Genomic DNA, 14,318 nt, shown 5'->3' with positions numbered 1-14,318 from the left:
GACAGCCCAGAGACAACAAAGGAAGCGACTGCTCGTGACCACTCGCCCAGACCCGGTGAACATCCTCTGCCTCAAATGGGGCACACGCTACGGCGCGCACTACGTCAATACCCTCTACCGTTCAGTTTCGAGAAACCTGGACCGCCCCTTTCTTTTCCACTGCTGCACCGACGACCGTACAGGCCTCGACCCCGCTATCCGCATTATCCCGTTTCCAGAAAACCCGGGCGTCAAGCGCGGCTGGCCTGACATCCTCGTCAAGCTTCTGGTGCTTCAAGACGGCTTTGGCAACCTGCAGGGCCCAACCCTGTTCATGGATGTTGACCTAATCATCATGGGCAAGCTCGATTGTTTCTTCGACTACAAGCCGGGCGAGTACTGCATCATCCATAACTGGGTGAGCCGCCGCAAAGAGCTGCTCGGCCGTCGCCCTGCGGTGGGCAACTCGTCGGTTTTCCGCTTCGATGCGGGGAAATCGAACGAGGTGTATGAGACATTTCTGCGCGAAATGGCGCAGGCAGAAGACCGTCGTATGTTCAACACTGAACAAGCCTTCCTCACCCACGCAATGAAGGAGGTGAACTGGTGGCCCGAGGAATGGGTGCAGAGCTACAAGTGGAACTGCCGCCCCATCTTCCCACTGAATCTGTTCGTCACTCCAAAAGTTGCGCCAGACTGCCGGATTCTGGTCTTTCATGGGCGACCTGACCCAGCAGAGGCGATCACTGGCTACTCGGACGGAAAGCCGCACCATTACATCCGCCCTGCCCCATGGCTGTCAAAGTACTGGAGTGAACAGGGATGAGCGCTGCATCGCGCCTTGCCGACGGCGTCTTGGTCATCAACCTCGACGAGCGCACCGATCGGTGGCAGAGCTTCCTGGATCAGGCCGCAGATCAACTACGCCCTCTGGTACCCACACGCTTGTCCGCAGTGAAGGGCGTCGCTCTTCCTGGCTTTGGAGAGAAACCCTTCTTCCATGGTCGCAAGCGCGACAAGACTTGGGCAGGCCGCGCCGGCTGCGCGCTTTCGCACCGCTCAGCAATCGAGCATGCATCGAGAAACGGCTGGAAAAGAGTACTTGTCCTCGAAGACGACATCCAGCTTGAACCTGACTTCGACGACCTACTCACCTCAATTGAACAAGCCCTGAATACGCTCCAATGGGACATCTGCTATCTCGGCTACGCAGACCCCATCGGACCATTCATGAAGCGCTTACAACTCCCAAAGCACTATCAGCTATGCGAAATTTATGGGTGTAATGCAGCACATGCCTATGTCGTCAACGAAAGCGCCTACTCCACCCTACTGGCCAAACTTCCCACTGAGCGCACCATCTGGAAATGGCTGACCCGCAACCGCGCGATTGACCGCTGGTATGCACGCACCCTGTCCAAGACGCTGACTGTACTAGCCATCAGCACGTCAATCGTCACCCAGAGGGACGGCATCTCCGACATAACGGGGCGTAGTTACGAGAATCTCCATGTGACTGCCCTGCCGCAACCGGGATCCACCGCGCTATCCTATGCCATCGGACGCGCGCTGCGACGCAGTCTGTTCACACTGGAGGGCATTTACGATGCAGGCCGCGGATGGGTCAAACGACATCGCGGCTTTTGATAACCTGCAAGCGAGCACAGATTGCCAAAGATGGCGCTAACATCCTGCGCGGAAATCCGCATCAAGTTCCTCAGTAAGTACAAACCCGGCCACGACGGTGAAGGCTGGCTAAAAATGTTCCCTGGCAATCTTCAGCACTGGGGAAACTGCACGTTCATATTTGACCGCCACTGTCAGGAATACGATTGGCTGGTTGTATATGATGACCTGCCCTCAATCGCAGGCGAGCGGCACCCCTTATGGGAAGAGCGTCTCGCCTGCGACCCGCGCAACACACTGCTGATCACAACAGAGCCCTCTTCAATCAAGATCTACGGCAGAGCTTATCTCAAACAATATCAGTGGATTCTGTCGTCACAGGAAAGCTGGGCCTTGGGCCATCACCCCGGTCAGATATTCGAGCAACCCGCGCTGATCTGGTTCTATGCAGACACGCCCCCCCGCTGCGATTACGACACACTCGTCAGTCACGTTCCGACCGAGAAAACCTTGGATGTCTCGACCGTCTGCTCGTCCAAGCGACAAGGCAACACCCTGCACCGAGCGCGCTACGACTTCACCCAGGCACTCAAGGCGAAACTGCCCTCAATCGACATTTACGGCCACGGCGTAAGGCCGCTCATTGACAAAGCAGATGCACTTGACGACTACCGTTATCACCTCGCTATCGAGAATTTTTCTGGCCCCCATCACTGGACCGAAAAACTCGCGGATGCATTTCTTGGCGCCTGTCTGCCGTTCTACTACGGCTGCACGAACCTTCACGACTACTTCCCTTCGGAGAGCTTTGTCCTTATCGATATAACCGACCCCGAGGGCACAGCCAAGCTCCTGGAGCAGGCGATCCGCGAAAATTGGTACGAGAAAAGGCTACCTGCCATTCTTGAGAGCAGAAATCTCGTTCTCAAAAAATATGGCACTATCGCAACCATTGCGAGACTCGTGAATGAGCACCATACACCTTCGAGATCAAGCCTCGTCTCACGCTCCGCAACGATCAAGAGCCGACGACGAGTCAACAAGAATCCAATAAATGCCTTGCGGTACTTGATCGAAAAGCAGATTAATCGCCTAAAAAACTAGACCACTAAAACTTCAGACCAACTCGCCCTCGCAAGACTAACGCCCAGATGAAAAGGATGGGATAACGGGCCGTTTTTAAGATCGCAATACGCCGCTTCCTTAACCAACGCATCATCTTGTACTTCATCCCCATGGAAATACCAGCTTGCTGATGAGACGAGCTTGATGCAACTCGCTGCCCGCTTATCGTTGATGAGATCTCTCTGTTCTCCTGAACGGGGTAGGGCATGATCGCCAAAGTCTGAATGCCGGATATCCAGTCGTAGTCGATATAGACATCGACGGGCATCGTTATGGGCAGCGCCTTCGCCAGCAGCTTACGAGCTCCATCAGGAGAAATGCAGTACCCCTGGGTCCCTGTAGAGCCTCTCATCAATGCAACCAGCTCATGGTTTTGATCGAGATGGCCCAGCCTTACGTAAGGCACCTCACCCAGGCCTGCCAACCTGATCAGATCCCAAGAGCATTGAAGACCGGCAACTCCTTCAAGCAACTGAGCAATCCCCCCCTCGATATCTATATCATCTTCAAGAACAACGACAAATCCAGATGAACGCTCCGCTGCCTTCTCCCACAACCTGACATGACTCAGGTAGCAGCCAAGCTCAGCCCGTGACAAGTCGCGGTAACCTGAACTCAGCTGTTTCGCGCTGTCATAGCACTTCGAAACATCTTCTACAGAACCATCCACCGCCTCAAATCGCTCAAAGCTCAGCCCTGTGTCCTCAAGCAAAGCCGACATGCGCTCGAGCCTGTCGCGACTCCGAGCCATATTCACAACGAAAACATCAAATTCTCGGCTATTCATCTTTTCTTCTCTGAACCTCGGCGGCTCGTGCAATGTCACTCTGGCTGTGCATCCACGGCCTCCCAGCTCTTTGCGCACTTCAGCGCCAATCCAGACTGCCCCGGTGCCCAGACATGTCGCCCCGACCCCGCAGCTCCGCCAAGCCACGCCGCCCACCAACTGAAGGAACTGTTCGCAATGATCGCGTGACGACAACGCGTCATTAGCCAAAGATCTGCAAGTTCATCACTTTCGTCGTAATCCTGCCGTTCGTAGCCAGCTCCACGGAAGTCGATGTTATTTACGACCCATTCGATATCGTCTCCAAAAATCATAAAGACGGGCTTATTCAGTTCTGCACAGGCCAGATCAACCGCTTTTTGGTAGTAGCCTGCATCGAGAAGCGGCGAATAGCGGCATCTACGGACGTGGAGAAACACCGACTCCGTGCCCGCAAAGCGCTCCCCACGAGCTCTAACCTCGGGAGCATCAGGCATGGGCGGCCCTAGCTCCCTGCGTAGCAGTTCGGCGTAATCCAGGAAGTAAGCCTCATCCTGCCAATACCCCATGAGCGTGACGCGTTTTACGTTACGTCCGTGATTCCAAAGCGCGCCGGGTCGCGTATCACCGCGTTCAGCCACATAGAAACGCCACGCCTCTGGAAGATACTTGTTCAGCGCCCGGACCAGTTTCGCGCGGGGGTGCCGCAGCGTAGATGCAACCCGCCACTGCTCAGGCATTAACTCCGCTTCTATCGGAAAGCGATTCAGCCTAAAGCTTCTGCCGTAATCGTCGGCCAGGTATCCGCGCACCGCATCGAGGTACAACTGCCGCCCGGTCCGCAGCGCCATAGCCCTGGCTGCAGCGTAGATGAAGAGCTGATTACCCAGCCCCCCCTTGACGATCGCAATCAGCGCCCGATCCGTCATCAAAACACAGCCCACCCAGGTTGTCTTACCGTGAAATTCACTTGCCCCCTCATCGCCTAGTTCTCGCCAAACGCCTGACGCAACCGATAAATCAAGCCACGTGGAAATGGCCGAAAAGCCTTGTGAATGCGGATGACCACATCGGACTCAGGCCCAGGCCGATAGAGCGTTTCAGCCCAGTGGGCCGCCCACGCGAACGGGTTGTACTGATCCAGCACCCGAGTACGCGCCTGAGCAACTGCAGCCATTTCATCGGCCGCCTCCGGTGAGTCAAGCAACTGCTCGATACGCAGCGCAGCCGCCTCGAAGTCATCACCATCGATCGCACAGAACGCGTCCTGCGCAAAGAACTCATCCAGATTGGGGGTCCCGAGATACACAGGAAATGCCCACCCCAGATAAGCATCGGCCAACTTCTCGGTCCAGTAATTCGGCGCCTGAGTATTCTCAAGTACCAGATGGAATCGATAAGGCAGAATCGCGTCCATCTTGTCATCCACAGGTTGAAATCCCCTGCCGAAGTGAACAATCCGGTCACCCAGGCGCTGCTTCAGATAATCCAGCAAGGCCAAGCGGTGCCGTTGCCCGGGCGTAAAATTGGCGCTCGAGCATACAACTGAGATACGGTTGTCCTTCGCAGGGCGCGGCAAAGCCTTGAGATGGTCGTAGCCGAAGCGGTAAGTGCGCGTCTGCAAGTCGAGCCCAACATGCCAGTTGAGCCCGGGCGCCCCCAGAATCAAGCCCGGATGGCGAGACATCGGGTGGGTATCGAGTACGTGCCCGAACTGCCTGTAGAAGCTCTGCGCGTAGAGCTTCTTTTCAAGCGGCTCGCCCGCAATGAACAGCGTGTTCTGCGGTGCGCAGCGGAACTTGTCATAGGGCCTTGCGTTGGCCAGAACGACCGAAAAATCGGCCCGACCACCCGACGGCGGGTTGAGCTCGAGCTTCCAACGCCCCCAGCGCATGCGGCCTCCCGGACTCAGCAAGTCCATCCTGGCTGGGGCGATGTCCATATTCAGGCGCAGGACAAGATCTGCCCCGCGATCGGTCGATTCACTCATCGATACAGCTGCCCCAAGGCCGTGGTTTTGTGGCGTTGACAGGAGCGTGGGATAATCGCGGCCTGTCACACGTTCTCGGGCCGGATTGTAACGCACGCGCCAGCCCGCTTCCGCGCAAGCCAACCGTCACGCTCCCCTCCCCATGACCAAGACAGCCCTCATCACCGGCATCACGGGCCAGGACGGCTCCTACCTCGCCGAGTTCCTGCTCGCCAAAGGCTACGAAGTCCACGGCATCAAGCGCCGCGCCTCGAGCTTCAACACGCAGCGCATCGACCACATCTACCAGGATCCGCACACCCCCAACCCGCGCATGGTCCTGCACTACGGCGACCTCACCGACTCGTCCAACCTCACCCGCATCCTGCAGCAGGTGCAACCCGACGAGGTCTACAATCTCGGGGCGCAGTCGCATGTAGCGGTGAGCTTCGAGTCGCCAGAGTACACAGCCGACGTCGACGCCATGGGCACGCTGCGCCTGCTCGAGGCCATCCGCCTGCTCGGCCTGGACAAGAAGACGCGCTTCTACCAGGCCTCCACCTCCGAGCTCTACGGCCTGGTGCAGGAGATCCCGCAGAAGGAAACCACCCCCTTCTACCCGCGCAGTCCCTACGCGGTGGCCAAGCTCTACGCCTACTGGATCACGGTGAACTACCGCGAAGCCTACGGCATGTATGCCTGCAACGGCATCCTGTTCAACCACGAAAGCCCGCGCCGCGGCGAAACCTTCGTCACCCGCAAGATCACTCGCGGTCTCGCCAACATCGCACAGGGCCTGGAAGACTGCCTGTACATGGGCAACATGGACGCGCTGCGCGACTGGGGCCATGCCAAGGACTACGTGCGCATGCAGTGGATGATGCTGCAGCAGGACCAGCCTGAAGACTTCGTGATCGCCACCGGTGTGCAGTATTCGGTGCGCGAGTTCATCCGCTGGTCGGCGGCGGAGCTGGGGATCACGCTGCGCTTCGAGGGCAAGGGCCTGGAAGAGCACGCAGTGGTCGAGCACATCGACGGCGAGGGGAGCGAACTGAGAGCCCCCGCGCTGAAGGTGGGCGACGTCATCGTGCGCGTCGATCCACGCTACTTCCGTCCCGCCGAGGTCGAGACCCTGCTCGGCGATCCCGCCAAGGCCAAGGAAAAGCTCGGGTGGACACCGGAGATCACCGTGCAGGAGATGTGCGCGGAAATGGTCGCCGAAGATCTCAAGGTGGCGCAGCGGCATGCGTTCCTGAAGGCGCATGGGCACGATGTGCCGGTGGCTGTTGAAAATTGATCGACTCGAACATCGCGGCTTGCGCCGCGCATACAGAATGAACCTCACCGACACCATCTTCGTCGCCGGCCATCGCGGCATGGTCGGCTCGGCTATCGTGCGCCGGCTACAGGCGCTTGGCTACGCCAACATCCTCACCGCCGGCCGCGACGCGCTCGACCTCACCAACCAACACGCGGTCAATGCCTTCTTCGCCGCCCAGCGCATCGACCAGGTCTATCTGGCCGCGGCCAAGGTCGGCGGCATCCACGCCAACAACACCTACCCGGCCGAGTTCATCCACCAGAACCTGATGATCGAGGCCAACATCATCCACGCCGCTCACACGCACGGCGTGCACAGGCTGATGTTCCTCGGCTCGTCGTGCATCTACCCCAAGCTCGCCCAGCAGCCGATGAAGGAAGAGGCGCTGCTCACCGGCCTGCTCGAGCCCACCAACGAGCCCTACGCGATCGCCAAGATCGCCGGCATCAAACTGTGCGAGAGCTACAACCGCCAGTACGGCCGCGACTACCGCAGCGCCATGCCCACCAACCTCTACGGCCCGGGCGACAACTTCCACCCCGAGAACAGCCACGTCATCCCCGCGCTGATGCGGCGCATCCACGAGGCCAAGCTGGCGAGGGCGCCCGAGGTGGTGATCTGGGGCAGCGGCACACCGATGCGGGAGTTTCTGCATGTGGACGACCTGGCCGAGGCCGTGGTGCATCTGCAGAACATCTCGCAGGAGCGCTACGCGAGCGAGACCGAGCCGATGCGCTCGCACATCAATGTGGGCACGGGAACGGACGTAACCATTCGCGAACTGGCCGAGACGCTCGTAGAGGTGATCGGTTACGAGGGCAGGCTGGTGTTCGACACCACCAAGCCGGATGGGACACCGCGCAAGCTGATGGATGTTGGCCGACTGGCGAGACTGGGGTGGCAGGCGCGCACCTCTTTGAAGCGCGGCCTCAACGAAACCTACACGTGGTTCCTGGCCCATCTCGGCGCCGCCAGGATCTGAGGAGCGAATCTATTACATTTGTCCAATTCCTTCGCAACGGACTCGGGTGACATAATCCGGGCTTTCCCGTCCGTCACGCCCGTGCAGATCTCTCCACCGACCGCTTGGCAGGCTCACGCCGTCAAGCTGCTCGCAGCGCTGTTCATTCTCAGCCTGCCCTTCAAGCTCGCTACGGTACACATCGCTGCGATATTGCTTGCTGCAAGCTTGATCAGCGCCAAGCAAAGCGAACTGCACGCAGCGCCGGCACGGCTCTATCTGGGGACGACGCTGCCCTGGCTCATACCAGTCCTTGTCGCCACCGCTTGGCATTACTTCGCCCCCCTCACAGTAGAGCCCAGTTTCGCTGAGGCTGTGAAAGCCGTGGCGCGTATCCTGCTGCTCGGATTGGCCTGGGCTGTAATGCTGGAGCGCGGCTGGCTCAGCGTACGGTTCGCGGTAACGCTCAGCATGATCACCGTGGCGGCAGTGATCCTGTCCGGCTACTACGACCTGTACAACCACTGGTCGGCCGGCACTGCACCGAATTGGAATCATCGCATCTCGGGCGCCGTATACCACCCTAACGCACTCGGCCTGTTCATGGCTCTCGGCATCGTGCTGTCTGCCGCACTCCTGCGTACGAGACACGCCGGCCCCTGGCCCTGGCTGCTGATCATCCTTGCCCTACCCATACTCTGGGCCACAGGCTCAAGAGGAAGCCTCATCGGCACGCTTGCAGGCCTCCTCTGTCTGGTTGCTTACACCAACGTCCGACATCTCGCGCTACTTGTCTCCATTGCCGCATCAGTCTGGGCTGCAGAGGCCCTCGAGATCATCGACTTCCAGCGAGCGGGGAGCGACGTTACGCGCCGCGCCCTGCTCGAGCTAGCCATTGCAAAGTGGCGCGAGGCGCCCTGGTTCGGCTGGGGTGTGGGCACCTTCCCGTTCCTGGAGGGCAATCGCTGGAGGACCGGAACCCACAACGTACTGCTAGACATGGGAGTAAGCGTCGGCGTGTTTGCCGTACTGGGCTGGCTATACAGCACATTGCGCCTACTTGGGGGGCTGATCACGCGGCGTAATGAAGCAGTTCGCGGTCCGCTGGCGATGCTCGTGACGCTCCTCGCGGCGGGGATGGTCGACTACACCCTTCTCACATCCTCCCTTTACCAAGGCTTGTGGGTTCTGATCGCAGTCCATGCCTGTTGGGCAATCAGCCCTTTCACTAGTACAGCCAGGGCCATGCCGGCCAACCCTTTGCCGGTGGGGTCGCCTGAGCCTCAAAAACCCCAATGACATGATTTTGGAGTACTACTTTCGTTGAATTCATAATCGCGGCAATGGGGTGAGATAATCCCAGTTTCCGCATTCTCCGAGCACCATGCAAATCCCCCAGCCTTCCCAACAGCCATACGACGACGACGAGATCGACCTGCGCCAACTTGTAAAAACGCTCTGGCGACAGAAGAACCTCATCGTCGGCACCGGCGTCCTCGGCGCCATCCTCGGCGTGGGCGCGAGCCTCATCTCGACCAAGTACGTCACTGATGGGCTGTTCATGACCCCCGGCGTATCGGCAGCCAACTACAAGCGCTTCGAGGTGGTGTTTTCCAACGGACCGCGCTTGCAGCAGTACCTGCGCAGCACCAATCAGGTAAGTACCCCCTACGGGGCCATGCTGTACGAGCTCGCCGACAATCAGGATGCACTACGTGACACGCTCAAGCCGGAATTCGCCTTCACCGACAAGGACCAGAAGACGTTTGGCGTCAAGGTTACCGAGAACGACGAACCGGGGGCCATGATCGGCGTCCGTATCCAGTTCAAGCACAAGGAGCCAACCAACGGTCCCCCTGTCGCCCTGCTGGCCGAGTATGTGCGAGACACCCTCATAAGAGTTAATTTCGAGGGCACGATGCTCGCCCGCTGTGCCGACTTTCGCACACGCGAGCAGGAGTTGAGGAACGCCCAACTCACCAACGACTTCGCCATCACCCAGGAAGAACGCCGAGTCGCAACCCTGCGCGACATCATCGCCCGCAACCCCGAGGCGGCAGTGAGCGACAACCGCCAGATCGTCTCGCTGGAGAAGGGCAGCGAGCGCTTCCTCTCTCCAGCCGCGCAGCTTGTCGCAGCCGAGATCCAGATCGCTGACATGAAGCTGGCCGAAGTACGTCGTGAGCGGGAACGCGTTGCCAGCGCACTCAAGCGCGACTATTACTGCCAAGCACAGCAAGCCCTTCAGCAACCCACTACGGGGCCCGCTTTCCTTGAGGGCCTCGCAAACATCCAGACCGCAATTTTCCAGGACCAGGACAAGTCGGTCGACATCGTCGAACAGACCTGGAACGAACTCGACGTAGAGCGAGCGAACTGGACCAACACCTACCTGCGCGCGATGCGCTTTGTCGCCTCGCCTGACGGCACGGAGATCAAGGAGCGCAAACCGGGTATGGCGCTTGGCCTGGTGCTGGGCGGACTGCTGGGCGGCATGCTGGGCGTGTTCGGCGCGCTGGTGAGGGCGTGGTGGCGCGGGGACGGCGACGGCGGCACCGAGAAAACCGGGGGCTGACGCCAATTTAGAATCCTCCGCCGATTCCGACGGACCGCGCCTGACCGCAAGCCACGATACTTTTTTCGACCACCCGCCAACTAACCGCAAACTATTCGACCTCTCCGCCGCTTTTTCGACCGCCACACCCCACTCATGCCCGCCCCCCTCTTTAACCCGCACGCACTCACACTCGACGCCTCCCGGCGTTGGGTGGGCTATGCCGCGCTGGTGCGGGGCTTGGGGCTGAGCGCGCCGGTGGCGAGCGAATGTGAGGTGGCCGACGGGCATATCCGTGGCAGCGTGCGGGCCGAGGCCGGCATACGCATCTTCGACCAACGTTACCGCCCCACGGACGACATCCCGGGCCACCTGCAGTTTGCGCTCAAACACGAAACGCTCGACCTGCTCGTGCTCTCGCGCGTGTTCCGGCATGTGGGGACAGAGGCGATCACCGCTGGCGGAGAACCGGGGTCTGCCCCCTATTTCCCTACAAATTTCCCACTCAACGACCTCGCCGTTCGAGTTGCAGCAGAACGACGCAACAAATCAAATAATATTCAATTAATTGTTTATAAACAAACACTTAAATCAAATAACAAGCTAACGTAAAACTTTTTACATTAGAAACAAAAGCACAATCCAACCATGCAACCCTGGGGCTTCTACGGTCGACAACGCGAACTTGCGGATCTGCGCGCAATCCTCGAGCGTGGGCGCTGGTTTTTCGTGCAGGTGTCGGGGCGGCGGCGCATCGGAAAGACCTCACTCATCCAGCAAGCGCTCAACCAAACCGGGCGCCAGAAGCGGCTCTACATCCAGATCCCGAACTCGGACCCCACGGGTGTATTAGTTGCCTGCAACGATTACCTCGAGACCTTTGGCATCAAGGACCGTGTCCGCAGCCTTGGCGAACTTGCCCAGCTGATCGCGAAGCTTGCCGAACAAGGCTATGTCATCGCCCTGGACGAGTTTCAGTACTTCAGCCGTAAGCCCCTGTTCGACTTTTGCTCGCTGCTACAGGCCGAGATCGATGCCCTTTCGGCGCGCGCCGACCGCGTCCGAGGAGGGCTCATCGTTCTTGGCTCCCTGCACGCCGAAATGGCCGCCTTGCTCGAAGACCGTGCTGCCCCGCTTTTCAACCGCAGCACCGACAAGTTGATGCTGGACCACCTGGATGTCGCATCCCTGCTCAAGATGCTCGATATCCACGCCGACTGCGAGCCCGAGCACCTGCTCTTTCTATGGAACCTGTTCGAGGGTGTCCCCAAGTTCTATCGGGACGCCTACGAGCAAGGCGTGCTCAATGCCGACCGCCCGGCTTTGCTCCGTGCGCTGTTCTTCAGCAGCTCTTCGCCGCTCAAAGGCGAGGCAGACAACTGGTTCTTGCGTGAATTCAGAGGGCGCTACGACATGCTGCTCCAGCACATCGCCCGACACCCCGGATGCACCAACGCTGATATCGAAGCCGCGATCACCAACGTATCCCCTCAAGAAGGGAAGCAGGTCGGTGGCTACCTCAAGGTGCTGAGCGACCGTTACGCCATGATCGAGCGCCGCCTGCCCATCTTTGCCAAACCCAAGGCACGCAGCGGTCGCTACTACATCCGCGACAACTTCCTCAGAAGTTGGCTCGCAGCCCTGCAGCGCCCCGTTTCGGCAGTGCATTTCAGCCCGGAAGCACAGCTCATTGCCCAGGCAGATCAAGTGCTGGCAGAAGCAGAGGGCTCGGCTCTGGAAAAGTTAGCAGGTCGGCTTTACGAAGAGACCAGCCGCAAAGGGCTGAGCGACTTCCCATTATCCGAGCGCATCAAGGGCTATTGGGATCGCGCCGGCATCGAGATCGACCTTGTCGCTGTCAGCGAAAGCACCCGCCGCATCCGGTTCGGCACCTGCAAACGTAACCCCGACAAACTACTCCCTAGTCTCGCCAATCTGCGCAGCAACGCTGACGCCTTCATAAGACATCACACGCAGTATGTGAACTGGACGATCGAATACTGCGCGATCGCGCCACGGATCTCGCCCGCACTTGAGGACAAGCTTGCCGCCGAAGGGGTAATCGCACAATCACTGACGGATCTTTGGCAGCCGCTGCTGCCCACACACGCAGTGCCAAGCGGAAAAACCGGGGTCTGACCCCAATTAACGCCCCTATTTCCGTTTCCCTCCCAGCACCCATGAAAACACGCTACAAGCAGTTCAACCCCAAGCGACGCATCGCCTCTTCGGGCCATGCGTCGCAGGTGGCGTTGGACGCGCTCGCGCAGCGTGTGCGCTACGGCGGCAATCCGGAGCACAAGCGGAACCCCGGTGATTTTGGCCTGACGCCACCCGCTGATCCTCGCCCGGGCAAGTCGCTGTGCGATACCGCAGCGCTGTTCCGCAGAAGCGAGGCGCTACACGTGTTGCAAGCCGGCGTTCGCAAAGGCTTGATCAGCGATCGCCACGAAGGCGCATGGCCCAAGAACTTGTGGTCGGTGACCTCGAGCGGCATTCCGCTCGAAGCACAGCTCGAGAACGCTGCCAAAGGGGTCTATCACGGCTACCCTATGCCCGAAAGCGCCCCGCTCGCCGCCGAAGTCCTCTCACGGTGGACCATGCATGACTGAGTTTCGTCTCGACCTCGACTGGCAAGCCACCGGCGACGCAGACCCGCTCCTGCGTGACACGTCGGCGTGGCTGGCGATTCGCCTTGGCGACGCCTGTCTCACGCGTAATCTGGACACCTGGTCCAGAACCGTGCGCGACAACATCCTGGTCTCCGCATACCCGGTGGCGATGTGGCTCGCCGCGTCCTGGTGGCGGCTCAGTTTCGAGCCCCTTCCGGCGCCCGGCACCCAGCCAGACGTCGATTGGCGCATGGCCCACGAGCTCGGCGCGGCCAACCACGGCTACGTGTGGCCGCGAGTCGTCTTTGCGGCAGACGGCCAGTCGATCAACGTCTGGGCGCATCAAGCCGACAATCCGAAACAGTCCGCAAACTATCTCTGCAATCTCGACGCCCCCCGCGCTGTGCTGCTTGCCGACTTCCAGCTTGGCGTCACCCGGTTCATCGAAGAGGTCATCTACCGCGCCGAGGCGTGCGACCATCGGAGCACAGACCTCGCTGCCCTGTGGGCAGCGGTGCGCGAAGACATGAGCGACGAACGCGCCCGCGCGCGCCGCACCCTCGAAGCCGAGCTGGGATTCGAGCCCGAAGAATGCCCCGCCGAGCACATCGCCCACGCCTTGCGCCTGCAAGACGCGACCGGCACCAGCGCGATGTCCGAACTCGCCCCTATTTTCGGCAAAAGCCGTCACGGCACGGCGCTCGACCAGCTTGAAGCGCTCAAGGACGCGCGCGGTCTGATGGGCGCGCCGCAGATCACACCCAGCCCCCACACGCCAAGCCCCACCACACCCCCGTGGCAGCAGGGCATGGCCGCAGCCCGCGCTTTGCGCAAACAGCTCGGCAACTGCGGCGCCCCGATCAACAACGCACAACTGCTCGACCTGCTCGGCATCACCCAAAGCCAGGAGGCTGCCTGGCAGCCTCAGCAAAAACACCCCGTCGGGATTGCCAAGCCGACTTCCCGAGGCTTGATCGACTTCCTTCCGCGAAAGCGGCACCCCATCGGCAAACGCTTCGAGCTTGCCCGCGTGGTTGGCGAATACATGATGCGGACGGGCGCAGAATCCGACTGGCTAGTCGAATCTGACCTTGCCACCGCCACGCAAAAACGCCAGCGTGCCTTCGCCGCCGAACTGCTGTGCCCGATCGACGCCTTGGTCGAGTTTCTGGACGGCGACTACTCCGAGTCCGCCCAGGAAGACGCCGCGGACCACTTCGAGGTCGGCGAGACCACCATCGCCGCGCTACTGGCCAACAATGCATGCCTGCCGATCGCCGAAAGCGCACGCCTGCCATATCGCGTGCAGACACAGGCATTCCAGAGGCTCGACACATGAGGAATGCGAAAATCGAGGCCAAGACGTTCAGGGAAAACCGGGGTCTGACCCCAATTTCCACCCCTA

General features: G+C 59.9%; 14 protein-coding genes. 11 read left to right on the top strand and 3 right to left on the bottom strand.

Features of this window, described 5'->3' with window-relative positions; translation table 11 throughout:
* Positions 1-34: 34 nt before the first annotated feature.
* From C662_RS14840 to C662_RS14830, 3 genes are read left to right on the top strand one after another with little or no spacing between them, the layout of a single operon-like run.
* Positions 35-805 (top strand): hypothetical protein, encoded by a 771-nt coding sequence (locus C662_RS14840; RefSeq protein WP_002930802.1) that lies wholly within the window; start codon positions 35-37, stop codon positions 803-805.
* On the top strand, positions 802-1,626 hold the full coding sequence (locus tag C662_RS14835) for a glycosyltransferase family 25 protein (RefSeq protein WP_002930801.1): 825 nt from the start codon (positions 802-804) through the stop codon (positions 1,624-1,626). Before C662_RS14840 ends, C662_RS14835 begins: the two co-directional genes overlap by 4 nt.
* A 30-nt stretch (positions 1,627-1,656) precedes the next feature.
* Positions 1,657-2,709 (top strand): glycosyltransferase family 10 domain-containing protein, encoded by a 1,053-nt coding sequence (locus C662_RS14830; protein WP_002930800.1) that lies wholly within the window; start codon positions 1,657-1,659, stop codon positions 2,707-2,709.
* A 4-nt stretch (positions 2,710-2,713) separates the two neighbouring features.
* Here the strand turns inward: C662_RS14830 and C662_RS14825 are convergent, their stop codons facing one another.
* Genes C662_RS14825 through C662_RS14815 form a run of 3 tightly spaced genes read right to left on the bottom strand, consistent with a single transcriptional unit; the run spans position 2,714 to position 5,486 of the window.
* The gene (locus C662_RS14825; protein WP_002930799.1) at positions 2,714-3,517 is read right to left on the bottom strand and encodes a glycosyltransferase family 25 protein; all 804 of its coding nucleotides are present in this window, start codon (positions 3,515-3,517) and stop codon (positions 2,714-2,716) included.
* Positions 3,518-3,552: 35 nt separating this feature from the next.
* On the bottom strand, positions 3,553-4,425 hold the full coding sequence (locus C662_RS14820; protein WP_002930798.1) for an alpha-1,2-fucosyltransferase: 873 nt from the start codon (positions 4,423-4,425) through the stop codon (positions 3,553-3,555).
* A gap of 56 nt (positions 4,426-4,481) precedes the next feature.
* The gene (locus C662_RS14815; protein WP_002930796.1) at positions 4,482-5,486 is read right to left on the bottom strand and encodes a glycosyltransferase family 10 domain-containing protein; all 1,005 of its coding nucleotides are present in this window, start codon (positions 5,484-5,486) and stop codon (positions 4,482-4,484) included.
* A gap of 142 nt (positions 5,487-5,628) precedes the next feature.
* On the opposite strand from C662_RS14815, the gene gmd reads away from it, so the two are divergent.
* From gmd to C662_RS14780, 8 genes are all read left to right on the top strand, one after another.
* Positions 5,629-6,762, top strand: a complete 1,134-nt coding sequence (gene gmd / locus C662_RS14810) for a GDP-mannose 4,6-dehydratase (protein WP_002930785.1) — start codon at positions 5,629-5,631, stop codon at positions 6,760-6,762.
* Positions 6,763-6,799: 37 nt separating this feature from the next.
* Positions 6,800-7,768, top strand: a complete 969-nt coding sequence (fcl, locus tag C662_RS14805) for a GDP-L-fucose synthase (RefSeq protein WP_002930784.1) — start codon at positions 6,800-6,802, stop codon at positions 7,766-7,768.
* 18 nt (positions 7,769-7,786) lie between these two features.
* Complete coding sequence (locus C662_RS14800; RefSeq protein WP_002930783.1) at positions 7,787-9,046, top strand: O-antigen ligase family protein; 1,260 nt, start codon at positions 7,787-7,789, stop codon at positions 9,044-9,046.
* Positions 9,047-9,131: 85 nt separating this feature from the next.
* A complete protein-coding gene (locus C662_RS14795; RefSeq protein WP_002930782.1) occupies positions 9,132-10,322 on the top strand; it encodes a Wzz/FepE/Etk N-terminal domain-containing protein in 1,191 nt (396 codons plus the stop codon).
* Positions 10,323-10,457: 135 nt separating this feature from the next.
* On the top strand, positions 10,458-10,913 hold the full coding sequence (locus tag C662_RS20350) for a hypothetical protein (RefSeq protein ID WP_157354564.1): 456 nt from the start codon (positions 10,458-10,460) through the stop codon (positions 10,911-10,913).
* 36 nt (positions 10,914-10,949) lie between these two features.
* Positions 10,950-12,440 carry an ATP-binding protein gene (locus C662_RS14790; RefSeq protein ID WP_002930779.1) on the top strand — a complete coding sequence of 497 codons (1,491 nt, stop codon included), beginning with the start codon at positions 10,950-10,952 and terminating at the stop codon, positions 12,438-12,440.
* 41 nt (positions 12,441-12,481) lie between these two features.
* The gene (locus C662_RS14785; protein WP_002930778.1) at positions 12,482-12,913 is read left to right on the top strand and encodes a hypothetical protein; all 432 of its coding nucleotides are present in this window, start codon (positions 12,482-12,484) and stop codon (positions 12,911-12,913) included.
* On the top strand, positions 12,906-14,252 hold the full coding sequence (locus C662_RS14780) for a hypothetical protein (protein WP_002930776.1): 1,347 nt from the start codon (positions 12,906-12,908) through the stop codon (positions 14,250-14,252). Before C662_RS14785 ends, C662_RS14780 begins: the two co-directional genes overlap by 8 nt.
* Positions 14,253-14,318 lie beyond the last annotated feature (66 nt).

This window comes from Thauera sp. 28, from assembly GCF_000310145.2.
In the GTDB taxonomy this organism is placed as follows: Bacteria; Pseudomonadota; Gammaproteobacteria; order Burkholderiales; family Rhodocyclaceae; genus Thauera; species Thauera mechernichensis.
Note: the sequence above shows the minus strand (reverse complement) of the source record. Positions and strands in the feature narration are given on the sequence as shown.